This is a genomic window from Bradyrhizobium sp. BR 1432 (assembly GCF_051547705.1).
GTDB classification, from domain to species: domain Bacteria; phylum Pseudomonadota; class Alphaproteobacteria; order Rhizobiales; family Xanthobacteraceae; genus Bradyrhizobium; species Bradyrhizobium zhanjiangense.
Window position 1 is genome coordinate 271,952 of sequence record NZ_JBPUGF010000004.1, and the last position, 26,176, is coordinate 298,127.

Sequence of the window (26,176 nt, forward strand, 5' to 3'; positions counted from 1 at the left end):
CGGTTCGAACGCCAACTTTCGCGTTCGCGCTGCCGACAAGAGGGGTGCATCGTTGCACTCCTCTTTTGCTTTTGTAACTGTCTCCGGCAGATCCCGGTCGGCTCTCTCGAGTACGCCGCCGTTCGGCCTGGTGCGACTTTCCGGGCCTGCGTCAATCCTGCTAGGACCCTGCTAGAGCCGTGTAAGAGCCCTGATCGCCTCCTGTTCCGGATCCTGTTCGCGTCGCCATCGCGCTCTGCCTTCAGCTCGTAAGCTGCTCAAACGTCGTCGCTTTCTCCGCAGGGTGCCCGCGGCAGCGCGATGACATGGTTTTTTTCAGGGGTATCAGGTCATGCTTGACGGGCCGGCATAGCAAGCCGTGCCCCGTGTCTCTGTTGTGGGACGGCCTGTTCGCCGCGGCAGCGATCTTGCGGTTAGACCAAGCTAGGCATTGCGCGCGGCAGGCACGATTCGGCAAGGATTCACAGCCATAGGCCCGGCAGTGTGAGGAGCAAAGAATTGCGCCGTTAGATCTGGAAGAGAAAGTCCTGATTGGTCAAAGTATTCGCAGTGACGCTGGTCAAAACAATTTCCATATCCGCCGACCCCTGGTTCTGCGCAGCGCCCGAGCTGTTGACGTAGACAATTGTATTCGCGCCGCTCTGAATCCACGCGATACTATGCGCCGCGACTTGGGCGCTCCCGCTGAGCAGGCCCTGGACAGTCGTTACTCCCGCGATCGCCGAGGTGTCGATGAGGTCTGCACCATGAGCGAAATCACTGATCGTATCATGGCTTGCTACCGTGGAGTCGGAAACCGCGGCGAAGACGAATTGGTCGTTTCCCGCTCCTCCTATCAACGTGTCGGCGCCTCCGCGCCCCTGGATCACGTCATTTCCTGCTTGCCCATCCAATGTGTTGTTGCCGGCATCGCCGAAAATGAAGTCAGCGAAGGCTGAACCACGGACGGCATTCACGCCGGTGAACGCATCTGTCCCGACACCTGCGGCATCACCGGAGGCCGTTCCGTGGGAGTCGCCGGCGGCGAGATCGACGGTCACTCCATCCAGGGCATTGTAGAATGCAATGCGGGTATTGCCGTTGCCGGCGACGGTGTCATTGCCGGCCATCCCCTCAAACTCGTTGAAAGTACCGAAATCGCCGAGATTCGGACCGGACACGCCGAAATTGGTCGCGACATAAGTGTCGGCGAAAGCGGTCCCGCGGATCGCTTCGACCGATCGAAGGGTGTCCGTTCCGATAGCAGTGTCGCCGGTCACCACGCCCGAAGCCATGTCGACCTGAATACCTGACGCAGAACCGTCGTTATTGTAGAACGCCCTGTCGAAACCAGTCTTGCCGTCGATGAAGTCGTTGCCACCGCGACCCGCAAAATCTTCCGCTGTACCATTGGGATTGTTAGAGCCGGTGATGGTGTCGGCAAATGACGACCCTGATACGGAGCCAACGCCCGAGAAGGTGTCGGTGCCTACGGACCCGTCGCCGCTCACGGTCCCCGACGCGCCGCTGGTGGTGCTGGTCCAGCCATTGAGACTGAAAGTGATTGTCACCGGACCGGTCGCATTGGTGTAGATCAGACGCGTGTTGCCGTTGCCGGTGATCGAATCGTCACCACCAAGTCCCTCGAACTGGTTGAAGGTGCCATTGTTGCCGACGTTAAGAGCGCCTGCGAGGCCGTATCCCGTTGCCACATAGGTATCGGCAAGGATGGTTCCCTGGATAGCTTCGATCGAGCGCAGCGTGTCCACGCCGATCGAGGAATCGCCCGTAGCCGTGCCGGTCGCCATGTCAATGGTGACACTGCCGGTCGAAAGGTAGATGTTGTTATAGCTGGCGGTATCAAAGCCGCCGCGACCGTCAATCGTGTCGTTGCCGCCAAGCCCGATAAATGTCTCGTTGATGCTGCTTCCCGACAGGGAATCGATGAACGTCGTGCCCATGATGGCATTCACGCCGGTGAACGTATCGCTTCCGACCGAGGAGTCCCGGTAGCCGTGCCGGCTGCTATGTCCACCACAACGCCCGCGGTCGCATTATTGAATCCGATGCGCGTGTTGCCGTTGCCGATGATGATGTCGTTGCCGCCCTCGCCGGTGAACTCGTTGAAGGTCCCCAATGATCCGGAGTTCGTGCTGGTGTTGCCAAACCCGGAGGCGTTGTAGGTATCGGCAAAATTGGTGCCGCGAACAGCTTCGATCGACACCAGTGTATCATTACCAACCGTGGCGTCTCCCGTCAGGGTGCCGGCCGCGAGATTGACAGTGATGCCTGACGTGGTGGTCGGATCGTTATTGTAGTCGACACGGTCGAAGCCGCCGCGGCCGTCGATCACATCGTTGCCAGCAAAGCCTGCAAAGACCTCGATCGTGCCGAATCCATTGTTGCTTCCGAAAAGGGTATCGGCGAACGAAGAGCCCCAGACTGCAATAATTCCCGAGCCGACAAACGTGTCGTGACCAACGGATCCATCTCCATCCGCCGTACCGGCGGCGATATCGACAGTCACACCCGCGGTGGCGCTCACATAAGAAACCCGCGTCAGAGCCGCGCCTAGAGAGTTTACGGCAGTTAGAATGGTGTCATTGCCGCCTCGACCCTCGAACTCGTTGAACCCGACGGGTGTACCGGGAATACCGGTGGCTCCCGCGAAGCCGGTCGCATTGAATGTGTCCGCGAAATCGCTGCCAACTGCGCCTTCGATCGCGACGAGCGTGTCGGTGCCCACTCCCGGACCGGATGCCGTGCCCGCCGCAAGGTTGACCGAGATTCCGCCCGTGGCATCGGTGTAGACAGCGCGGTCGAAATCGGCCCCGCCATCGAGCAGATCGTTGCCACCGAACCCCTGAAGCCGATCATTTCCTGCAAGCCCGTAAATTGCATCCGCCTGGCTCGTTCCGAGCAGCACATCCGAGCCCGAGGTGCCATTGGTGGCGTTCGGAAAGATGAAGTCGCTTTGCTGGAGGCTCGTGACACCAATCAGTGTCAGAGTATTTCCGCTCCCGAAATTGATGATGGTATTGCCGGCACTCACCGTCGATTTCGATTGAACGTCTGCGAGCGTGAAGATGCCGGACAAACCTGTCAGATCGATGGTGTCGCCCTGGCTGCGGTCAAAGTCCGTGATGGTGTCTGCTCCGCCGCCATCGGCATAGACGAAAGTGTCAGAGCCGTTCCCGCCAGTCAGGGTATCGGCACCGCCACGGCCATCGATCCGGTCGTTGCCATCCCTGCCGTCGAGCGTATTGGCATTGGCATCTCCGAGGATGACGTCGGCAAACGACGAACCACGGGCGGCATTCACGCCGGTGAACGTGTCTGCCCCGACACTTGCGACGTCACCGGAGGCCGTCCCGTGGGAGTTGCCGGCGGCGAGATCCACAGTCACCCCATCCAGAGCATTGTAGAATGCTATGCGGGTATTGCCGTTGCCGGTGATGGTGTCATTGCCGGCCATCCCCTCAAACTCGTTGAGAGAACCGAAATCCCCGATATTTGGCCCGGAGGTGCCGAAATTGGTCGCGACATAAGTGTCGGCGAAGGCGGTCCCGCGGATCGCTTCAACCGATCGGAGGGTGTCCGTTCCGATAGCCGCATCGCCGGTCACCACGCCCGAAGCCAGATCGACTTGAATACCTGAAGCCGAGCCATCGTTGTTGTAGAATGCTCTGTCGAACCCACCCTTGCCGTCGATGAAGTCATTGCCGGCGCGACCCGAAAATTCTTCGGAGGTGTTGTTTGGATTGTTCGAGCCGGTGATGGTGTCGGCAAATGACGATCCCGATACCGAGCCGACACCGGAGAAGGTGTCGGTGCCTACGGACCCATCGCCGGTCACGGTGCCCGACGCGCCGCTGGTGCTGCTGGTCCAGCCATTGAGACTGAAAGTGATTGTCACAGGGCCGGTCGCATTGGCGTAGATCAGACGCGTGTTGCCGTTACCGGTGATGATATCGTTACCGCCCATTCCCTCAAATTGATTGAAGGTGCCATTGTTGCCGACGTTGGCATAGGGGAGGCCGGTAGCGGGATCGATAGCTCCCGTGACGCCGAAATTGATCGCGTCATAGGTGTCGATAAAGTTAGTGCCCTGAATGGCTTCGATTGAACGCAAGGTGTCGGTGCCGCTCGAGGCATCGCCTGTCACCGTTCCAGCTGCAAGGTGAACGCTGATCCCACCCGTCGTGAAGGTGAGGTTGGCATACTGCGCCGTGTCGAAGCCGCCTTTTCCGTCGATGAAATCATCGCCGGCAAGGCCCATGAAGTTCTCGTTGGCGCCGCTGCCCGAAAAGGTGTCGGCAAACATCGAACCCATGACGGCGTTGACGCCGGTGAATGTATCGGTCCCCACCGAGGCATCGCCGATCGCGGTGCCCGCAAGGAAATCGACCGTCACGCCGGCGCTTGATTGTGTATATTGGATTCGGGTGTTGCCATTGCCGATGATGGTATCGTTGCCGCCCATGCCTTCAAAATTATTGAAGGTGCCGCTTGATCCAGCATTGGTGCTGGTGCCGCTGAAACCCGTTGCATCGTAAGTATCAGCGAAGTTGGTGCCGCGCACAGCTTCCACTGAACGCAGCGTGTCGGTTCCGATCGTAGCATCGCCAGTGACGGTTCCGCTTGCAAGATTGACCGTTATGCCCGTGGCTGTAGCGACGTCGTTGTTGTAGATGGCAAAATCGTAGCCGCCGCGGCCGTCGATCAGATCGTTGCCGGCACGAGCGTCATATTGCTCGAAAGTGCCATTCGGATTGTCGCTGCCTCGCAGCGTGTCTCCAAATGCCGAGCCAATGACCGAATTGACGTTGGTGAAGGTGTCGTTGCCAACTGACGCATCGCCGTTCCCCGTTCCCGCGGCGAAATCAACGACGACTGCCGCTGTCGCACTGACATAGGAAATGCGGGTCAGAATCTCGCCGGATGGATTGACCGTGCCGGCGATGATGTCATCTCCCCCCATGCCTTCGAAACTGTTGAAGCCAATTGGCGTACCGGGGACCCCCGAATTGCCGCTGAAACCGACCGCCGAGTAATGGTCGGCAAAGTTGCTGCCCTGGATGGCTTCGATACCGATCAACGTGTCGGTGCCGACACCTGGACCCGTCACGGTCCCTGCCGTCAGATCGGCGGTAATGCCCCCGGTCGCGTCGACATAGACCGCTCGATCAACACCCGACAAGCCGTTGAATATGTCATTACCGCCAAAGCCCTGGAATACATCGTTCCCGGCAGTCCCGGTCAGGGTGTTGTCGCCAGCGTCGCCGAGAATGGCGCCGGGCACGCCTACAAAATAGGCCACTGCACCGCTGGTCGCGGTATTGCCGGCCGCATCGCTCACCCGCGCCGTCAGCGAGTTTTGGCCGTTGTTGAGCGTGACCGTGCTGCTCCAGCTGCCGTCGCCCTGCACGGTGGCGGTGCCGATCGTCGAGGTGCCGTCCAGGATGGTGACGGTGGCGCCGGCATCGGCGACGCCGACCGTGCCGGTGATGGTCTGGCTCGCCTGGTTGACCGGCCCGCCCGCGCTGGTGATCGCGACCGCGGGCGCCGTCGTGTCCAGCGTGAAGCTCAGCGCAGCAGTCGTCGAACTGTTGCCGGCGGCATCGCTGAGCTGTGCCGTGACCTGCTTGGCGCCATCGGCGCCAAGATCGCCGGCAGTCACCGTCAGGCTGACGCTGCCGGCGGTCACGTCGGCGGCCGTGATCACATGCGTGACCGGATGCGCCAGCGGCAAGCCGCCCAGCAACAGCTGCACCGTATCGCCGATGGCAGCCGCCGGGTTCAGCGCCACCGTGAAGCTCGGCGAGGTCGCCGAGGTGATGTTGTCCGTGTTCGAGCTGCCGCTGTCCGAGCCCGCCGTCAGGTCTGGCGCGCCGCCGCTCGGGGCCGCCGTGTCCAGGGTGAAGCTCAGCGAGGCCGAGCCGGTGTTGCCGAAGAGATCGGTCTGGCTCGCCACGATGGTGTGCGGTCCGTCGGCCAACCCGCTCGGCGTGAACGACCAGGCGCCTTGCGCATCGGCGGTCGCCGTGGCGGTGCTGAGAACGCCATCGATCGTCAGATGCACCACGGTGTTGGCGAGGCCGGTGCCGCTCACGGCCGGGTTGGCGGTGACGTGGTCGGTGACTGAGGTGCCGGTGTCGGCGACCAGGGCTTCGGTCACGGTCGGGCCGGCGGTGCTGAGCGTGTAGACCACCGCGCTGCTGGTCGCGGTGTTGCCGGCCGCATCGCTCACCCGTGCGGTCAGCGAGTTCGGGCCGTTGTTGAGCGTGACCGTGGTGCTCCAGCTGCCGTTACCTTGCACGGTGGCGGTGCCGATTGCGGTGGTGCCGTCCAGGATGGTGACGGTGGCGCCGGCATCGGCGATGCCGACCGTGCCGGTGATGGTCTGGCTCGCCTGATTGACCGGCCCGCCCGCGCTAGTGATCGTGACCGCGGGCGCCGTCGTGTCCAGGGTGAAGCTCAGCGATGCACTGCCGGTGTTGCCGAACGTGTCGGTCTGGCTCGCCACGATGGTGTGCGGTCCGTCGGCCAGCCCGCTCGGCGTAAACGACCAGGCGCCTTGCGCATCGGTCGTCGCCGTGGAGGTGCTGAGAACACCATCGATCGTCAGATGCACCACCGTGTTGGCAAGACCAGTGCCGCTCACGGCCGGGTTGGCGGTGACGTGGTCGGTGACTGAAGTGCCGGTGTCGGCGACCAGGGCCTCGGTCACCGTTGGGCCGGTGGTGCTGAGCGTATAAACCACCGCACCGCTGGTCGCGGTGTTGCCGGCCGCATCGCTCGCCCGTGCGGTCAGCGAGTTCGGGCCGTCGTTGAGCGTGACCGTGGTGCTCCAGCTGCCGTTGCCCTGCACGATGGCGGTGCCGATCGCGGTGGCGCCGTCCAGGATGGTGACGGTGGCGCCGGCATCGGCGACGCCGACCGTGCCGGCGATGGTTTGGCTCGCCTGGTTGACCGGTCCGCCCGCGCTGGTGATGGCGACGGCGGGCGCCGTGGTGTCGAGGGTGAAGCTCAGCGCTGCAGTCATCGAATTGTTGCCGGCGGCATCGCTGAACTGCGCCGTGACCTGCTTGGCGCCATCGGCGCCGAGATCGCCGGCAGTCACCGTCAGGCTGACGCTGCCGGCCGTCACGTCGACTGCCGTGATCACATGCGTGACCGGATGTGCCAGCGGCGAGCCGCCCAGCAACAGCTGCACCGTATCGCCGATGGCAGCCGCCGGGTTCAGCGCCACCGTGAAGCTCGGCGAGGTCGCCGAGGTGATGTTGTCCGTGTTCGAGCTGCCGCTGTCCGAGCCCGCCGTCAGATCCGGCGTGCCGCCGCTGGGTGCCGTCGTGTCGAGCGTGAAGCTCAACGAGGCCGAACCGGTGTTGCCGAAGCTGTCGGTCTGGCTCGCCACGATGGTGTGCGGTCCGTCGGCCAGCCCGCTCGGCGTAAACGACCAGGCGCCTTGCGCATCGGCGGTCACCGTGGCGGTGCTGAGAACGCCATCGATCGTTAGATGCACCACGGTGTTGGCGAGGCCGGTGCCGTTCAGCGCCGGGTTGGCGGTGACGTGGTCGATGACTGAAGTGCCGGTGTCGGCGACCAGGGCCTCGGTCACCGTCGGGCCGGTGGTGCTGAACGTATAAACCACCGCACCGCTGGTCGCGGTATTGCCGGCCGCATCGCTCACCCGTGCGGTCAGCGAGTTCGAGCCGTCGTTGAGCGTGACTGTGCTGCTCCAGCTGCCATTGCCCTGCACGGTGGCAGTGCCGATCGCGGTGGTGCCGTCCAGGATGGTGACGGTGGCGCCGGCATCGGCGATGCCAACCGTGCCGGTGATGGTCTGGCTCGCCTGGTTCACCGGCCCGCCCGCGCTGGTGATGGCGACCGCGGGCGCCGTCGTGTCCAACGTGAAGCTCAGCGATGCACTGCCGGTGTTGCCGAAGCTGTCGGTCTGGCTCGCCACGATGGTGTGTAATCCGTCGGCCAGCCCGCTCGGCGTAAACGACCAAGCGCCTTGCGCATCGGTGGTCGCCGTGGTCGTGCTGAGAACGCCATCGATCGTCAGATGCACCACGGTGTTGGCGAGACCGGTGCCGCTCACGGCCGGGTTGGCGGTGACGTGGTCGGTGACTGAGGTGCCGGTGTCGACGACCAGGGCCTCGGTCACCGTCGGGCCGGTGGTGCTGAGCGTGTAGACCACCGCACCGCTGGTCGCGGTGTTGCCGGCGGCATCGCTCACCCGTGCCGTCAGCGAGTTCGGGCCGTTGTTGAGCGTGACCGCGCTGCTCCAGCTGCCGTTGCCTTGCACGATGGCGGTGCCGATCGCGGTGGTGCCGTCCAGGATGGTGACGGTGGCGCCGGCATCGGCGACGCCGACCGTGCCGGTGATGGTCTGGCTCGCCTGGTTGACCGGCCCGCCCGCGCTGGTGATGGCGACCGCGGGTGCCGTGGTGTCGAGCGTGAAGCTCAGCGAGGCCGAGCCGGTGTTGCCGAAGCTGTCGGTCTGGCTCGCCACGATGGTGTGTAATCCGTCAGCCAGCCCGCTCGGCGTAAACGACCATGCGCCTTGCGCATCGGCGGTCGCCGTGGCGGTGCTGAGAACGCCATCGATCGTCAGATGCACCACGGTGTTGGCGAGGCCGGTGCCGCTCAGCGCCGGGTTGGCGGTGACGTGGTCGCTGGCCGAAGTGCCGGTGTCGGCGACCAGGGCCTCGGTCACCGTCGGGCCGGTGGTGCCGAGCGTGTAGACCACCGCGCTGCTGGTTGCGATGTTGCCGGCCGCATCGCTCACCCGTGCGGTCAGGGAGTTACCGCCCTGGTTCAGCGTGACCGTGGTGCTCCAGCTGCCGTTACCTTGCACGGTGGCGGTGCCGATCGCGGTGGTGCCGTCCAGGATGGTGACGGTGGCGCCGGCATCGGCGACGTCCACCGTGCCGGTGATGGTCTGGCTCGCCTGGTTGACCGGTCCGCCCGCACTGGTGATCGCGACGGTGGGTGCCGTGGTGTCGAGCGTGAAGCTCAGCGAGGCCGAGCCGGTGTTGCCGAAGCTGTCGGTCTGGCTCGCCACGATGGTGTGCGGTCCGTCGGCCAGCCCGCTCGGCGTAAACGACCAGGCGCCTTGCGCATCGGCGGTCACCGTCGCCGCGATCGGACTGCCGTCGATGGTGAAGTGCACCACGATGTTGGCAAGACCGGTGCCGTTCAGCGCCGGATTGGCGGTGACATGATCAGTCGCCGAGGTGCCGGTGTCGACGACCAGGGCCTCGGTCACCGCCGGGCCGGTGGTGCTGAGCGTGTAGACCACTGCACCGCTGGTCGCGGTATTGCCGGCGGCATCGCTCACTCGTGCGGTAAGCGAGTTCGGGCCGTTGTTGAGCGTGACCGTGGTGCTCCAGCTGCCGTTACCTTGCACGGTGGCGGTGCCGATTGCGGTGGTGCCGTCCAGGATGGTGACGGTGGCGCCGGCATCGGCGACGTCCACCGTGCCGGTGATGGTCTGGCTGGCCTGGTTGACCGGTCCGCCCGCACTGGTGATCGCGACGGCGGGCGCCGTCGTGTCCAGGGTGAAAACAACGGGCACGCTTGTGCTAACGTTGGCGCTAGCGTCCAAAGCGACGATGCTGTGGTCGCCATCTCCTGCCAGAGTGACTGCCGTGCTCCAAACACCGCCGGAGCCAACGGTCACCGTTCCAATTTGTGTGGTGACACCATTGTAGGTATCGTACAGCGTCACTGTTGTTCCAACGAGGGACGCATCGACAGTTCCGCTGATCGTTTGGCCTCCTTGATTGGTTGGCCCACCTGCATTGGCGATTGTTACCGGCGCCAACGACACCAAGGCGATAGCTTGCGTTGTATCCAAAGTCGGGACGAGCGGTTTCGATGCGGACGCAGAACCTCCCGTGATGGAGGCGAGGGGCGCAAAAGTTGGAGTGATCGAGCCGCCACCAGGTTGGCCCTTGACGTCGTCCGCAACAACGGTAGTCGGAGCCTCGGTGGGTGATGGTGGCGGGCTCCCAGCGAACTTCTGCAGTGATTTTGTATCGACGTCTCCTCGCTTGCCGTCGCTAGGTGCCGGAGTGTCTGGAGCGATCTGTTTCCCGATATCGTAGGTCGTTAACACCTGCTGAAAGGCGTTGAATTCCTGCGCAACCTGGCCTGGGCTCTTACTGACGGCTTGGGTGATCACCTCGAAATTCGCGGTTGGCGTGATGGTCATCGATGGACCGTCGCTGGTAACTATCCCGATTGGATCCCCCGCGGTACAAACGCCTTGAAGCAAGTTCGTTGGGACGCATTTGAAGACCTGTACGGAATGAACCTGACCGTCTTGCTGATCAGCAACGGAAACCGAGACCTGTCCATCCACTGCATCGACGTTAAGAAGGACGGCTGTACCGCGAATTCCGATCACGGCGGTAGGCGTTGCAACCTGCATGTCACCCGTTTTGGCAACCTGGCCGGCGACGAAACTGGCAGCGCCCTGGACGAGAGTGAACAGCGAATGGTTCGAGCCACTCGTCAGACTGACTAAGGTACCGCTCGCACTACTCTGCCCCTCATACCCCAATTCGTTCAACATGAAGCGAGCGTTGGCACTCAGGTTGAACGTTGAGCCGTCGATCAGAACGAGGCCGAGGGTAGAGCTGCTTCCAGTCTGCACGATATCGTTCTGATAGACGACGTCCCCGTTATTCGCCTCGATAGTAACGCCGTTGCGAACGATGCTGGCGCTGCCCGTTATGGTGGCGACATGGCCAATCACCTTTCCAGCGGCAGCATTTCCTCCGGCTTGAGCAAAGGTTTGGTAGCCGGTGAGAGCATCAACGACTCTTGCATCGAGCAGCGCGCCGTCCGCAGAGCTGAGCGGCGAACGCTTCTCACCGAGAAAGTAATTGGGGATCGTGATCCGATGGTTGGGATCGGAAATGATGAGATCATGGCCCGAACGTGCATATTCACCCGAGAACAGGAGATGCGCGTCAGGAATGATGAGAGCGTTGGCTGGGCGAGGTTCAGGGAAGCTGAAGGACTCCCAAGCGACCTCAGATCCGGCAACATCGAGCTTTTGGTTTAATGGGGTATTCAAATAGTGCCCCACTCAGAAATTGAAATTAATTAATTTTGTGTTAATAACACATCGTAAATTAACTGCAAACAGATTGTGCGGTCGGCGCCGGAATCTGTTTTGAAGCCCATGATCGTTCGACCCCGGAATCAAACGAGAGCGTTGGCACCCGTGCGGAAGGTCCAACTCACATGGTACGATCAAGAGCGTTTCGTCGCCTTGACCTGATCGAGGTGCGGCGTCAGTTGGTGCGCGCGCGCAACCGGCATTCCGGTAACCGCGTTATCGTAAGGCGCATCAACGGCCTGCTATGCCGGATTTACCACTTGGATGGCATCGCCCCCAGCCAAGGTGAGCGAATTCGCAAAGCTGTTCAAATTGCGCTCCGAGGCACATCCGAAGGTTAGTTGACCTAAGTCCCGATCAGAGAGGCAACCGCTGCCCAAGCTTGTCCTTCAGCTTAGTGCAAGCAGCAGCAGGCCCAGAGCATCGGCGCGCGCGTCACCGATGCAATGACCAAAAAAATACCGGCTTTTGGCACCGGACCCGATTCCGGCCATGCTGGCGGAGTTGCGGGCCGCAGCCGCTTGCGCAGATTCGTGCATCCGTCGCTGCCGGGATCTCTGTGCATCCTCACTTGCGGGGCAGTTGCACAGCGGATCTCGGTTGACCGATGTTAGCTCTATTCTGCGGCGTTGAAGCTGGGCTGGCGATTGCATGCCTGATTGGCAACGTTAGCCTCGATGGCCATCTGAAGCGACGAGGCAGACAGCAGTGCCATAGCCGATCGTTCTTCGGTCAGGCGCCTCTCAATGTACTGCCGTTCAACTTCGGTCAGCGTCGTTTCGAGCAGGCGCACATACCGGTCTATGTTCTTCTGATATGTGCGCAAACGGACAATCTTCTCGTCCATCATCTTCCATCCGGGCGGGAATGAGTACGATATTTGAAAATAGCTCTTGAAGAAGTCTTTTTAAATATTTTATATCAATGCGTCGTATTTAAAATGGCAGATAAATCTGTGCGGGTCAAGAAGGGGTATCTTCGATGAAATCGATCATGCTCACAGTCATAATTCTGTTCGCTATTTCGACCGTCGCGCCGCTCTATCCGTCTCCAGCACTGGCCCAGCAAAACACACCCGACAAAGCCAAGGGCGCTAAGAAGGGATGCAGGCCGGGGCAAAATACGCTTGCTACTAAGCGAGGTCACTATTGCCGTTGGTTCGCGAGTCCGCAAAAGTCGCCGACGAGGAAATCCTTGTTGGACCGCGCCTGGTGATGAAATGGCAAGCCAGCGTCTTCGGCGCTTCGACCAAGAAGCCGTAGCCTGGATCGAGTAAACCGGAATTTGATGCAGGCATCAGCGATGCAAGAATCTCACTCGATCAAAGAGCAATTTACTGTTGGTGCTCGCATCGAGGTGAGACCATCTGCCGGGCCTCGGTTGTCCGGCAGAACTGGGACTTTGATTGGTGCTGGATATCATCCCAAAAGCCTCCGCATCATATTGGACGGTTCAAAAACACCGATCACCCTTCACTTTGCATACGTTGCAATCGTAAGCGAATGATTCTGGACAATGCTACGGCAGCTTAGAGTGACGCGTTCATCAGCAGGCGGCCTATACAGGCCCGGCTTGTTGATCGTTCGGGCCAAGGATTGACGCAGAGAGAGCCACGCCGACCACACAACTTTAAATAAGATGGAGGGGATCATCCGTGGGGAGAGAAGGCCTATTGATCGCCGCACCGATAGCGTCAAAGATCAAAAGTGGGCTAGAGGCAGAGCCGAGGGAACGGCTGATGCCAAGAACTCTTCGAGAGCAACTTGACCAAGTTGAGTGCGATATCAAACTGTACATGGAATTTGATAAGGCAGAGAAAGACCGATTCAATCGCGAGTCTTACTTGTGGACCGCGGAGGATCGCATCGAGTGGCAGGAGATGCAATCCGACAATGCTCAGCGACTCCGAGAACTCTTCGAAGAGCGTGACGCATTGCGTAACCAGCTGGACCTGTAGCGACCTTTGTTTGAGGACGCCGAAGAGTCTTGCAGCGTTGATAGTAACGTTCCGCTCACGCCAGTTGAGAAACGAGAGTGACCAGCTCCGACTGGCGGTGCGCTCCCGTCTTCGAGAAGATCGCTTTCAGGTGATTGCGAGCCGTTTCGCGCGAAATGCCGAGGTGTTCGGAGGCGCTGTCGATCGATGCGCCGGTTGCAAGCAGCGCGGCCAATCGAGATTCGGCTCGTGTGAGGTCGAAGGCTTGGCCGATGAGCGCCGGGTCTGGCGCTGCGCGTGGGACGAGGTTGGATAGGATCAGCACGGCACGCGCTCCGAGGAAGACGGAACGCGCCGCGCCGTCCACTGGCAAGATGCGCAAGACAACCGGCGGCTTTGTCGTCCGACGAATGAGGATCGGAGAGGCGGGGATAGCGATGGCGTCAGGCGTAGACCGGATCAAGCTGATCAGCTGATCGAGTTTCGTCATCGCCTGCTTGTCGCGCAGAACGAGACGCCGCTCCCTGATGCGGATCTCATCGTCAAAGCCACAGTCGGCCACCTCGTTCGTGCGCAGGACCATTCCCTCTCGGTTGAGGACCAATGCAGGTTGACGAACACGGCTGAGGACGTCGGTCATCGACGTCAGCGCGACCCTGCCGACGGCGGTCGCGAGCGTGGCGGTCTCGGTGAGGCGCGGCGCCAATTGCGCGAGCAATTGCTTGTCGCGGGCCTCGAACATGCCCTCGGGTCCCGTTCGCTGGATCGTCAATGCCCATGCTGCGGTATCGGCCCAGAAGCCTATGCCGGCGAACCAACGGTATCCGAACGGAAATAGCACCTCGTTGTACATGGGATCGGAGCGGATCTGCTCCAGGGTCATCACGTCGAGGTCGGTCACGACCTCGCCCGCCATCATGCGCGGAAACCCCCTGGCGCGGGGATCCCTGAGATGCTAGTTATTCCTGAAGTAGAATTGGGTCCCTTCGTCGATCGATTCGGTGCGTGGGACGTCTGGGGTCCTGATGTCGCTCTGAAGCAGGAGTGCCGCCGACGCCCCGACCGCCTTGCAGATGTCATCCATGATGTCGCGCCACGCATCCGGATTCACCGCGGCTTCGCCAAGCCGATCGATGACTTTCGACAATTCCTGATCGTCTATCTTATTGGTCCTCAAGAGCGGCCCCCCTCCGCCGTGCCCAAGCATTCGTTGCAGCCGGCGAGCTTCGTTGCACGCCGTGCAGAAGGTCCACAACCGACCCTGGGCCCCCTCGAACGCGCTTCCCTGGTCCAGGATGTTCGTGAGGCGGCAGCTCGAAGCAAGCCCTGCTGCCTGCTTTTCCTGAAGAATCGCGGTCGACGAAAGTCTAATGAGATCGGCGCCGTGAGGCGGCGCCAGCAAGCTCTCAATGACCCATTCGGGTCATGCGTCGAGACGTGCCAACGCTATTCCATTGGCGAGGAATAGCCTTTGATCGAGGAATTAAGGCCTTGAGCCAGTTTGTTGCAGGTTTTCGGTTTCCGCTCATGCTCTGTTTCTGTGGGGACGCCTCGGCGCGTCAGAGTGTCGCAGTGCGGTCTGCAGCACGCGACGCGGCCCGGGGGCCGGCGCTGTCAACGGTAGCAATTCGTTTTATCAGCAGCTTGAGCGATCTGGCCCGATCGCGACAGGTGGAGAGCGCGCACATTTCATTTCGGTGCGGATTGCGCCGTGGCCCAGCGATGCGTCGATGCTTTGGCTCGGTGAGATGGCCGGTCGTTGCAAATCGGAAACGCATAATTTCGCAGCTGCACCGTTCGGTTCGCGTCCTGCTTAAGGTTAGCAGCTGTGCTGCCTTGACGCCGTCGCGCAACAATGGAAACAATTTGCAATTGTCAAAAATCGTTTGACGCTCCGCGATACGAATTCGACGTTCGACGCAGTATCACGATGCCTCGTCGAGCGGTACTTCAGTAGAACAATAACAAGACCAGTTCATTTCCAACTCGCGCCGTTGGGCTGACGGCGAACTTGAAAAATCAAAGAGGTTACGAAGGGGCTCACCATGAGGGACCGCACGACGTTACGCGTCGCGTCCATATCGCGTTCCACCATCGACGATTGAAGATTTCTCCATCCGCATAACGCAAGCCGCTGCCGCGCGCTCGCGAGCAATGCCTGTTGCCCTATCGAGAAAGATGAACCGCCATGATCATCAACGGCACCGACGCAAACAATCAGATCGCCGGCACTAACGCGGCTGACGTCATCAATGCAAAAAACGGCGACGATATCGTCAACGCCGGAGCAGGCAATGATCTCATTCAGGGCGGCAACGGCAATGACAGCATAAATGCCGGTGCGGGCAACGACCTGATCGACGCCGGAAATGGCAATGACACGGTGGATGGCGGCACCGGAAATGACGTCATTCTCGGCGGCAACGGCAACGATACGCTGCTCGGTGGGACGGGCAATGATCTGATCGGCGGCGGAAACGGCGACGACATCATCGACGGCGGCGCGGGTCGTGACATCGTCAGCGGCGAGAATGGCAACGATATCCTGATCTACCGCGCTTCGGAGAATGTGGGTTCTTGCGATATCTATGACGGCGGCAAGGGCCAGGACACGCTCCGCCTCGTCGTCACGCAGGAACTGGCGAACTCGGCTTCGTTCAAGTCCGATCTTGCGGCAATCCAGGCGCTTATCGCGCGCTATGGCAGCGCGGACTACGCGTTCAGGAGCTTCAATCTGGCCATCGTCTCGATCGAGAAGGTCGAGGTCGTCATCGAAGGCGCGACCAATCATGCGCCGGTCGCAGTCGCAGATATCGTCTCCGTCACGGAGGATGCGATGACCGTTGCGAGCGGCAATTTGCTCGCAAACGACACGGACGCCGATGTCGGCGACACCCGCATCGTATCGGCGGTAGCGGGAGGCGCGGACAACGGCACCACGATCACCGTCGTCAGCGCCTATGGAACGCTGGTCGTCACCAAGGCGACCGGCGCCTACACCTATACGCTCAACAATTCCAGCGCGTCCGTGCAAGCGCTCGCCGAAGGCCAGCAGGTAACGGATCAGTTCACCTACACGAATGCCGACAACCATGGAGGCACGGGCTCGTCGACGCTCACGGTGACCGTCACCGGCAGCAACGACGCGGCCACGATCACCGTGTCAGGGAGCCAGGATATTTCGGTGATCGAGGCTGGCGGCGTTGCCGACGCAGTGGCCGGCGATCCCAACGCGTCGGGCCAACTAGCGGTGCACGACCTCGACAGCGGCCAAGACCATTTCGCCGCCCCGGCCTCCCTGGCCGGCACCTACGGCAACTTCACCTTCAATCCAGCGACCGGTGCCTGGACCTATACTCTCGATCCTGCGAAATCAGATTCGCTCGTCGCAGGGCAGCACGTCACCGACACCCTGACGGTCGCCTCGGCCGACGGTAGCGCCACCTCTGATATCGTGGTGAACATCACGGGCGCCAACGACGTAGCCGCGATAGGCAATCCTGCAGAGCACAACGTCACCGAGGACAGCCAGCTGACGGCATCGGGGCAGCTGTCCATCAGCGATCCCGACCAGAACCAGGCCGCATTCCAGGCTGGCGTCATTACGGCACCGGGCAATCTCGGTGCGGTGGCACTGTCTGCCGACGGTCACTACACCTATTCGGTCGATAACGCGGCGATCCAATATCTCGGTGCCACCGACACCAAGACGGAGACCTTCACCGTCACGTCGGCCGATGGCACGACCAAGGAGATCAGCTTCGATATCCACGGCGCGCAGGACGCGCCGAGCTTGAGCATTCAGGACGCATCTGGCGCCGCCGACGGAGAGATCACGCTCAACGTCGCGGCCAGCAAAGTCGACCAAGGCAGCACCCTGTCGGTCAAGATCGAAGGTGTGCCGACGACGTTTGACGTCGAGAACGGCGTGGCAATCGGGGACGGCACCTGGCTCGTGACCGGCGATTCAATCTCCGAGATCGTCTTGATCCCGCACAATGCCGTCGGCAGCACGACCCCGTTCACGCTGAAGGTCACGGCCATCTCCGACGACGGCGTGCATCAGGCGACGAACTCGGCCGACCTCACGCTGACCGTGACGCCCGGCGCCAACGAAATCAACGCGTTGGACATCGACGGCTACATCGGCGGAGCCACGGTCTTTGCAGACGCCAACAACAACGGAATTCTCGATGCGGGCGAGGCGTTCACGACGACCCGGGCCGACGGCAGCTTCACGCTGTCCGGCGGATCCGGTCCGCTCGTGAGCATCGGCGGTGTCGACATCTCGACGGGACTGCAGGTCGATGGCGTGCTGAGGGCGCCGGAGGGATCCACCGTCATCACGCCGCTGACGACGTTGATCGCTGCCTTGATCGACAGCACGTCGCTGACGGCGGACCAAGCCATGAACGCCGTGGCCGCCGCCTTCGACCTTGACCTCACCGGTATCGACTTGAGGTCGTACGATCCGGTGCCTGACGCGGTGAACAGCGATCCAACGGCGACCGCGGTGCTTGCGGCGGCCATCCAGGTCCAGAGCACGGTGGCGCAGGTCTCGGCCGTCGGCGTTGCGCCGGATACGGTCATAGCCGCAATTGCGGATGCGGTTGCGACCGCTCAGGCCGATCCGGACAATCCACTGCCCTTCGATCTCAGCTCGCAGGAAACGGTGCAGAGCGTAGTGGTGTCCTCCGGCATCGACGCGGCGGCTGCCGCGACGGTTATCGAGGTCGTTGCTGCCGCGAACGACAGCATTCAGTCGGCGACGAATGTCACTGAACTGGCGCAGGCCGGCCAGGTCGCTCAAGGCGCGGCCGCCGACCAATTGGCCGCGACGAACTTTTCCGACCCGGATTCGGTGACCGAGCTCACCACTCTCTACGTCGACAACCTTGACCAGCAGGTCGAGAATGCCGTGCTCACGCCCGTCGGCAGCGCCCAGTTCGGCTCGCTCGGCGATGACGTGCTCTCGGGTGGGGGCGGCAGCGATCTGATCGACGGTCAGGACGGCAACGACCGCATAAGCGGCGGCGCCGGGAACGACATTCTCTTTGGTGGCGCGGGCAAGGATTATCTCACGGGCGGTGCCGGCGACGATGTTCTCGACGGCGGCCCAGGATTCGACCGCGCCGTCTATACCGATGCGACCGGCGGAGTCACGATCAATCTCGCGGCGGGAACAGCGTCCGGCGCAGGAGTGGATACGGACACGCTCGTCAATATCGAAGCCGCCATCGGCAGCGAATTCGCCGACATATTCAACGGCGCCGGATTCACCGGCGACGCGCGTGCTCCGGGCAGTCCCATCGGCTACAACGAGTTCGAGGGCAAGGGCGGCGACGACACCATCATCAGCAATACCAACAGCCAGGGGGCGGAGCTCACGCGCGTTTCCTATGTGAGCGCGACCGGGGCGGTGACGGTGGATCTCGCGGCCGGCTATGCGCAGGGTGATGCGTCGGTGGGCCACGATACGCTGGTCGGTTCCGGCTTCAACGGTGTCTGGGCCTCGGCCCATGACGACACGATTCTCGGCAGCAACAATCCGATGTTCACCGCGGAAGTGTACTCGGGCTTTGCCGGTAACGACTATATCGACGGTCGCGGCGGCTACGACCGCGTCGACTATAACGTCGATCCGGCCACGGCGACGGGAATCACGGTCAATCTGGCAGCCGGCATCGTGACCGGCGACGCCACCGTCGGAACGGACACGCTGCGCGCGATCGAGGCAATCCGCGGCACCAACTTCGCGGATACCTACAATGCCTCCGGTTTCGGCTCCAACAGCGTCAATGCCGGCTCGAATGGGACGTTCAACGAGTTCACCGGCAATGGTGGCGACGACACCATCACCGGCAATGGCTTTACGCGGCTCGGTTTCAACAATGCGACGGCGGGCGTCCAGGTCGACTTCGTGACCGGCATCGCCACCGGTAATTCATCCGTCGGCACCGATCATTTCACGGGCGTCAACGCCGTCCAAGCATCGATGTTCGATGATTCCCTTTACGGCGGCGCGACCAACGATACCTTCACCGGCCTTGCCGGCAACGATCATATCGACGGCCGCGGTGGCTTCGACGTGTCGTCCTACAACAACATCTTTTTCACCACGGGGAGCATCACCGTCAATATGGCGGCCGGCATCGTCACCGGCGATGTCTCGAACGGCACGGATACGCTTCGTTCGATCGAAGGCATTCAGGGCACAAACTTCAACGATACCTATGACGCGACCGGTTACGGCGTGACCGGGGACAACATCGGCAACAACGGGACCTTCAACCAGTTCGAAGGGCTGCGCGGTGACGACGTCATCACTGGCAACGGCAACACTCGCCTCATTTTCGCCAACGCCACCGGCGGCGTGACTATCAATCTCGTGGGCGGCACCGCCAGCGGCGATGGTTCGATCGGTCACGACACCTTCACCGGTGTCAACAGCGCCCTCGGCAGCAACTTTGCCGATATCTTCGACGCGACCGGATTCTCTGGCCCGAGCGGGACCTCGTTCCAGGGGCAGGGGGGCGACGACCAGATCATCGGCAACGGCACGACGCAGATCCAGTACAACAACGCCACCGGCGGTGTGACTATCGATCTCGCGGCTGGTTCTGCCAGCGGCGACGCGTCGGTCGGCCACGACAGTTTCAGCGGCGTGAACAGCGCCATCGGCGGCAATTTCAACGACGTCTATGACGCAACGGGATTCACCGGCGTCAACGCAAATTTCAATTCATTCCAGGGCAACGCCGGAAACGACAGCATCACCGGCAACGGCAACACCCTGATTCAGTATGGCAGCGCGACCAGCGGCGTGACCATCAATCTCACCGCGGGTACGGCTGACGGTGACGGCTCGGTCGGCCATGACACCATCACCGGGGGCGTCTTCAACGTCTTCGGATCGAATTTCAACGATACGATCGTCGGTAGCGCCAGCAATGACGGCCTCTCCGGCAGTGGCGGCAATGACACGCTGGATGGCCGAGCCGGCAACGATTTCCTTAGCGGCGGAGCCGGTGCAGACACCTTTGTCTATGCGAGCGGCGGTGGTTTCGACTTCATCCAGGATTTCGTCCATGGCCAGGACAAGATCGATCTGACCGGAGTCTACGGCATCTATAGCCTCTCCGATCTGCAATCGCACGCGGAGCAGAGCGGCCCGAACACGATCATCACGTTCAGTTCCGGTGACGGGCTCACGCTTCAGAACGTCACTCTGAGCAGCCTGACGGCGAGCGATTTCCTGTTCGGAACGCCGGCCGCGCCGATCGTCGGCGACGACGACGCCAACAGCCTCGTCGGAACGGCAAATGCCGAATCCATCAGCGGCCTCGGCGGCAACGATCGCCTTCAGGGCCTGGGTGGCAGCGACCTCCTGGATGGCGGAGCGGGCTTCGACCGCGCCGTCTATACCGACGCGACCGGCGGTATCACGGTCAATCTGGCAGCAGGCGTCGCCTCAGGATCGGGCGTCGGAACCGACACGCTCGTTGGTATCGAGGGGGCGGTCGGCAGCAATTTTGCGGATACGTTCAACGCGGCTGGATTTACCGACTCGACCGGCCTGCCCGGCGTGGCAGCCGGTCAAAGTGAGTTCGAAGGACGTGGCGGCGACGACAGCGTCATTGGCGATCTGAACGCCCTGGGGCAGGCGGTGACGCGATTGTCCTATCTGAGCGCGACCGGTGCCGTCACGGTCGACATCGGCGCAGGCACCGCCGACGGCGACGCCTCGGTCGGTCACGACACCTTCTCTAACGTCTCGACCATCTGGGCCTCGGCCTACAACGACACCATCTATGGCAGCGACAATGCCGCCTTCACCTACGAGACTTATGAGGGTCGCGGCGGCGACGACTATATCGATGGCCGCGGCGGCTACGATCAGGTCACCTACAACTCGGATACGACGACCACGTCAGGCATCTACGTTCACCTGGCCGCGGGCGTTGTGAACGGTGATGCGACCGTCGGCACCGACACGTTGCGCAACGTCGAGGCCGCGCGCGGCACCAATTTTGACGACACCTTCGATGCGACCGGCTTCGGCCAGGTCGGGGCGACCAATGTCGGCTCCTCGGGGGCCTTCAATGACTTCGCCGGCGCCAGCGGCAACGACACCATCATCGGCAACGGCTTCACCCGCCTCAACTACCAGATCGCCGCCTCGAGCGTCAGCGTCGACCTCGAGACCAGCGCCGTCGGGACGACGAATGCAGTCACCGTCGCCGGCAGTGCCACGGGTGCGACCGAGGGAACCGACACCTTCACCGGCGTCAACGCCGTGCAGGGCTCGACCTTCTCGGACACGTTGCTCGGGAGCAGCTTCAACAACAACTTCACCGGTCTTGGCGGCGACGATTACATCGACGGTCGCGGCGGGTTCGACGTTGCCATCTACAACAGCCTCAGCACGGTCACGGGCGGTGTGACCGTCGACATGGCGGCGGGCACGGCGACCGGCGATGCGTCGATCGGCAGCGATACGCTGCGTTCGATCGAGGGCATTCAGGGCACCGGCTACGCCGACAGCTACGACGCAACCGGCTACGGCCAGAACGGTGCTTCCAACGTCGGCAACAACGGCAGCTACAACCAGTTCGAGGGCCTGGGCGGCGATGACGTCATCACCGGCAACGGCAACACCCGCATCATCTATGCCAATGCGACCGACGGGGTGACTGTCAACCTTCAGGCCGGAACCGCCAGCGGCGACGCCTCGGTCGGGCACGACAGCTTTACGGGTGTCAACAGCGCAACCGGCAGCAATCTTGCCGACAGCTTCGACGCGACGGGATTCGTCGGGTTCAATGCGTTCCAGGGCCAGGGCGGCGACGATACCATCATCGGCAATGGCAACACGCAGATCCTGTTCGGGAATGCGACGTCCGGCGTGACCATCAACCTCACGGCAGGCACGGCCAGTGGCGATGCCTCGACCGGCCATGACAGCTTCACAGGCGTCAACAGTGCGGTCGGCGGTAGCGGCAACGACACGTTCGACGCGGCCGGCTTCGTCGGGGCCAACTTCTTCCAGGGCGGCTCCGGCAACGATACCATCACCGGCAACGGCTCCACCCAGATCCAGTACGGCAGCGCCACGTCGGGTGTGACCGTCAATCTCGCTGGCGGTACCGCGGACGGCGACGGCTCGGTGGGTCACGATACCATCACAGGAGGGGTGACCAACGTCGCGGGCTCGAACTTCAACGACACGATCACCGGCTCGGCCAGTGGCGACCAGTTGTTCGGTAACAACGGCAACGACCTGATCAACGGCGGTGCAGGCAACGATTTCCTCGGTGGCGGTCTCGGCGCCGATACCTTCGTCTACGCCACCGGTGGTGGCGCGGACACCATCGGCGACTTCTTGCAGGCGCAGACCGACAAGATCGACCTCACGGGCGTCGCGGGCGTCTCCAGCTTTGCGCAGGTTCAGGCGCTTGCCACTCAGGTTGGGCTGAACACGGTCATCGACTTCGGCAATGGCGACAGCCTGACGCTCTCGAACGTGACGCTCTCGAACCTCACGGCGGCCGATTTCATCCTGGGGCAAGGCGTCAACCTCACTGGCGACGGCAATGCGAACACGCTGACCGGCACGGCCTATGCCGACAGCCTGAGTGGCCTCGGCGGCAACGACCGCCTGAAAGGCCTCGATGGCAATGATTTGCTCGACGGCGGCCTCGGCTTCGACCGCGCCGACTATACCGATGCAACGGGCGGCATTACCGCAAGTCTCGCCGCAGGCTCGGTGACAGGTCCGGGTGTCGGAACTGACACGCTCGTGAACGTCGAGGGCATCGTCGGCAGCAGCTTTGCTGATACGTTCAACGCGACCGGCTTTGCGGGCAACACCGGCATTGCCGGCACGAATCTCGGCTTCAACGAATTCGAGGGCCGCGGCGGCGATGACAACATCACGGGAGCCACCAACAACCTGGGTGCGCTGCTGACGCGCATCTCTTACGCCAACGCGACGGGTAGCGTGACAGTGGATCTGGCCGCGCATTCGGCGACGGGAGATAGCTCGGTCGGGACCGATACCCTGGTGGGCTCGGGCTTTGCCGGCATCGTCGGCTCCGGATTTGCCGACCAGTTGCTGGGCAGTACCAACGGACCGGGGACCGTGGAGACCTTCGAAGGTCGCGCCGGCAACAACTCGATCGATGGCCGGGCCGGTTTCGACCGGGCGGACTACGCGCTCGATCCAGCAGCCGTGGGCGGGATCAACGTTCAGCTCGCTGCGGGAACCGTGACGGGCGACGCCGCGACGGTCGGCACCGACACGCTTCGATCGATCGAATCCGTGCGCGGCTCGAACGACGCGGACGTCTTCAACGCCACCGGCTTCGGTGCAGGCAGCACGAATGCCGGCTCCAACGGGACCTTCAACGAATTCATCGGCATGGGAGGCAACGACAGCATCACCGGTAACGGCAACACGCGCATCGCGTTCACCAATGCGACCGGTCTCGTGACGGTCGACCTGCTGGCGGGCACGGCGAGTGGTGACGCATCCACGGGCAGCGACACCTTCAGCGGCGTCAATGCCGTGATGGCCTCGATGTTCAACGATGTCCTTTATGGAAGCAACAACACTGCAGCTACCGAGACGTTCACTGGCCTTGCCGGTGACGACTCCATCGATGGTCGCGGCGGCTTCGACGTCATCAGTTACAACAATATCTACTTCTCCACCGGCCCGGTAACCATCGACTTCACGGCCGGCACGGCGACCGGCGATAGCTCGATCGGCAATGACACGTTCCGCGGTATCGAGGGCGCGCAGGGCACCACTTTCAACGACGTCTTCACGGCGACGAATTTTGGTGCGATTGGCTTCCAGAATGCCGCCGTCAACAACGTCGGCAACAACGGCAATTTCAACCAGTTCGAAGGCTTGGCCGGCAACGACACCATCACCGGAAACGGCAACACCCGCATCATTTACGCCAGCGCGACCAATGCCGTGACGATCAACCTGCAGGCGGGAACTGCAACCGGCGGCAGCTCGATCGGCGCCGACACCTACACGGGTGTCAACAGTGTGACCGGCAGCAATCAGGCCGACACTTACAATGCGGCGACATTCGTCGGATTGTTCGGTACCTTCAATTTGTTCGAAGGCCTCCTCGGCAATGATACCATCACCGGCAACGGCAATACGCGGGTCTCTTATTCCCAGGCAAGCGGAGGCATTTCCATCGATCTCTCGACGGGGACGGTGAGCGGGGCCGCAGGCGCCGACGTCATCACGGGTGGCGTCAACAGCGTCCAGGGTTCCAATCTGGCCGACACGTTGGTCGGCAGCTCAAATGACGAGTTCTTCTTCGGCGGTGGCGGCGCCGACACGATCAGTGCCGGCGGCGGCAATGACGGCATCACCGGCCAGGGCGGCAACGACACGATCGACGGCGGCGCCGGCACCGACATGGTGATCTTCAGCGGGACGCAATCGCAGTACACCGTCACGACGTCTGGACCGATTGTGGTTCAAGACAATACGGCGGGCCGTGACGGCACCGACAGCCTGACCAATGTCGAAGTTCTGCAGTTCAGCGACGGCATCGTGCTGCTGTCGTCGGGTGCTTCGGGCAGTCCGATTGATCTCTCGACGCAACAGCAGATCTCCGGCAGTGCGCCCGTCATCGGAACGGCCGGTGACGATTATCTTCGTATCGGGAGCAACATCTTCGGCCATCAGATCAATCTGGGGGGCGGGGTCGCGGACACTGTCTTGCTCAACGGCAGCGTCTTCGGCAACGGTTACACGCTCAATCTTGCCGGCGTCGAGAATTTGGTCGGCAGCAATGGCGACGAATTCGTCAACCTGACGAACAACGCTGACGGATTGGTTGTAAACCTCGGTGGCGGCAATGACCATCTCAGCCTCGTGGGTGGTACCAACACGCTGAGCCTCGTGGATGTCGAGGGGATCGCCGGATCCGATTTCGGTGCGACGCCTGGCGTCAATGACGTGCTCAACTTGTCGACGACAGTCACTGGCCTGGAGATCAGCCTCGGCAACGGCGACAACACGATGAATCTCGCCGCCGGCGCGAACTCGTTCGTGAATATCTTCGATGTCAATCACGTCAACGGAACCGCGGGTGATGACACTCTCAGCGTGACCGGTGCGATCTCTGCTGCGAACGGGGTCGCAATTGACCTCGGCAATGGCGAGGACACCATCGTCCTTAACGGAAACTTCGCTGCATTTGCCGCGGTCGGTGTCGAGCACATCAACGGCAATGCAGGCGACAATTCCTTGAGCTTGACGGATAATGTCGACGGCATTGCCATCGACATGGGCGGTGGCAGCGATCTGGTTTCTCTCGCCAACGGCGTCAATTCGCTCAGCATCGTTGGCGTCGAAAACCTCAACGGCAGTGATTTTACCGGCAATCTCAACCCATCGGACGACACGGTCACACTCCTGAACACCGTATCCGGCGTCACGGTCAATCTCGGCGAGGGTACAGCCAACGTGCTGAATCTCGCCGCAGGCAGCAATTCGTTCGACAATCTCTGGAACGTGAATCTGCTCAACGGGAGCTCGTCGAATGATACCCTGACGTTGAACGGCAGTCCGGCGAACGTGATCGATCTCGGCGACGGCAACGACAGCTTGACCTTCAACGCGAACGTCTACGACATCACGGTAAGCAACGTCGAAAACATCAATGCTGGCGCGAATTTCGACAGGATCACGATCGGCAATACGTCAGGCAACACGACGATCACTGCCGGCGCGGGCGCGGATGAGATCTTCGCCAGTGCGGGCCACGACAGTTTCCGTTTCGCCAGCATCGCAGATTCCGCCGCCGGTGCTGCCGACACCATTCACAATTTCGATGCGGGCAACGATAGCTTTACCTTCTCAGGCATCAGCATCGCCGGCGGTCACATCGAGTATGTGGACAGTGCGGCGCTCCTCGGCGCCGACCAGGCTTCGGCCCATTTGCAGAGTTTTGGGCCTGGCAACGACTACCTCCAGATCGATATCGACGGCGACGGCGCCAGTGATATGGACGTTAGCCTGCAAAACGCCACTGGCACGCTGCACAATGGCAACTTCCTCATCACCTAGGCTTTGGAGGCGTCGG

At 61.8% G+C, this 26,176-nt stretch carries 8 protein-coding genes and 1 pseudogene; 3 read left to right on the forward strand and 6 right to left on the reverse strand.

All coding sequences use genetic code 11. From position 1 onward, the window contains the following. Positions 1–506: 506 nt before the first annotated feature. From ACSKB8_RS42295 to ACSKB8_RS42305, 3 genes and pseudogenes are all read right to left on the reverse strand, one after another. Positions 507–1,952, reverse strand: coding sequence for a M10 family metallopeptidase C-terminal domain-containing protein (locus tag ACSKB8_RS42295; protein WP_438111293.1), 1,446 nt, complete (start codon positions 1,950–1,952; stop codon positions 507–509). After that, the gene (locus ACSKB8_RS42300; RefSeq protein WP_438111788.1) at positions 1,949–9,565 is read right to left on the reverse strand and encodes an Ig-like domain-containing protein; all 7,617 of its coding nucleotides are present in this window, start codon (positions 9,563–9,565) and stop codon (positions 1,949–1,951) included. Before ACSKB8_RS42300 ends, ACSKB8_RS42295 begins: the two co-directional genes overlap by 4 nt. Positions 9,566–10,384: 819 nt before the next feature. Further along, positions 10,385–10,750: pseudogene (locus ACSKB8_RS42305) on the reverse strand (FecR domain-containing protein); the annotation flags it as partial. On the opposite strand from ACSKB8_RS42305, the gene ACSKB8_RS42310 reads away from it, so the two are divergent. Further along, the gene (locus ACSKB8_RS42310) at positions 10,739–11,062 is read left to right on the forward strand and encodes a hypothetical protein (protein ID WP_438111295.1); all 324 of its coding nucleotides are present in this window, start codon (positions 10,739–10,741) and stop codon (positions 11,060–11,062) included. The pseudogene ACSKB8_RS42305 and the gene ACSKB8_RS42310 overlap by 12 nt on opposite strands. Before the next feature lie 673 nt (positions 11,063–11,735). Here the strand turns inward: ACSKB8_RS42310 and ACSKB8_RS42315 are convergent. Next, complete coding sequence (locus ACSKB8_RS42315) at positions 11,736–11,969, reverse strand: hypothetical protein (protein ID WP_091894168.1); 234 nt, start codon at positions 11,967–11,969, stop codon at positions 11,736–11,738. Positions 11,970–12,100: 131 nt separating this feature from the next. Here ACSKB8_RS42315 and ACSKB8_RS42320 point away from each other — a divergent pair, with 131 nt between their 5' ends. Then, positions 12,101–12,334: a hypothetical protein gene (locus ACSKB8_RS42320; protein WP_438111297.1), complete on the forward strand. Its 234-nt coding sequence runs from the start codon at positions 12,101–12,103 to the stop codon at positions 12,332–12,334. 797 nt (positions 12,335–13,131) lie between these two features. Here ACSKB8_RS42320 and ACSKB8_RS42325 read toward each other — a convergent pair. Then, a complete protein-coding gene (locus ACSKB8_RS42325) occupies positions 13,132–13,974 on the reverse strand; it encodes a helix-turn-helix transcriptional regulator (RefSeq protein WP_438111298.1) in 843 nt (280 codons plus the stop codon). Between the two features lie 36 nt (positions 13,975–14,010). After that, positions 14,011–14,457: a hypothetical protein gene (locus tag ACSKB8_RS42330; RefSeq protein WP_438111300.1), complete on the reverse strand. Its 447-nt coding sequence runs from the start codon at positions 14,455–14,457 to the stop codon at positions 14,011–14,013. A gap of 786 nt (positions 14,458–15,243) precedes the next feature. Here ACSKB8_RS42330 and ACSKB8_RS42335 point away from each other — a divergent pair. Next, positions 15,244–26,160: a VCBS domain-containing protein gene (locus tag ACSKB8_RS42335; RefSeq protein WP_438111301.1), complete on the forward strand. Its 10,917-nt coding sequence runs from the start codon at positions 15,244–15,246 to the stop codon at positions 26,158–26,160. The last annotated feature ends 16 nt before the right edge of the window (positions 26,161–26,176 follow it).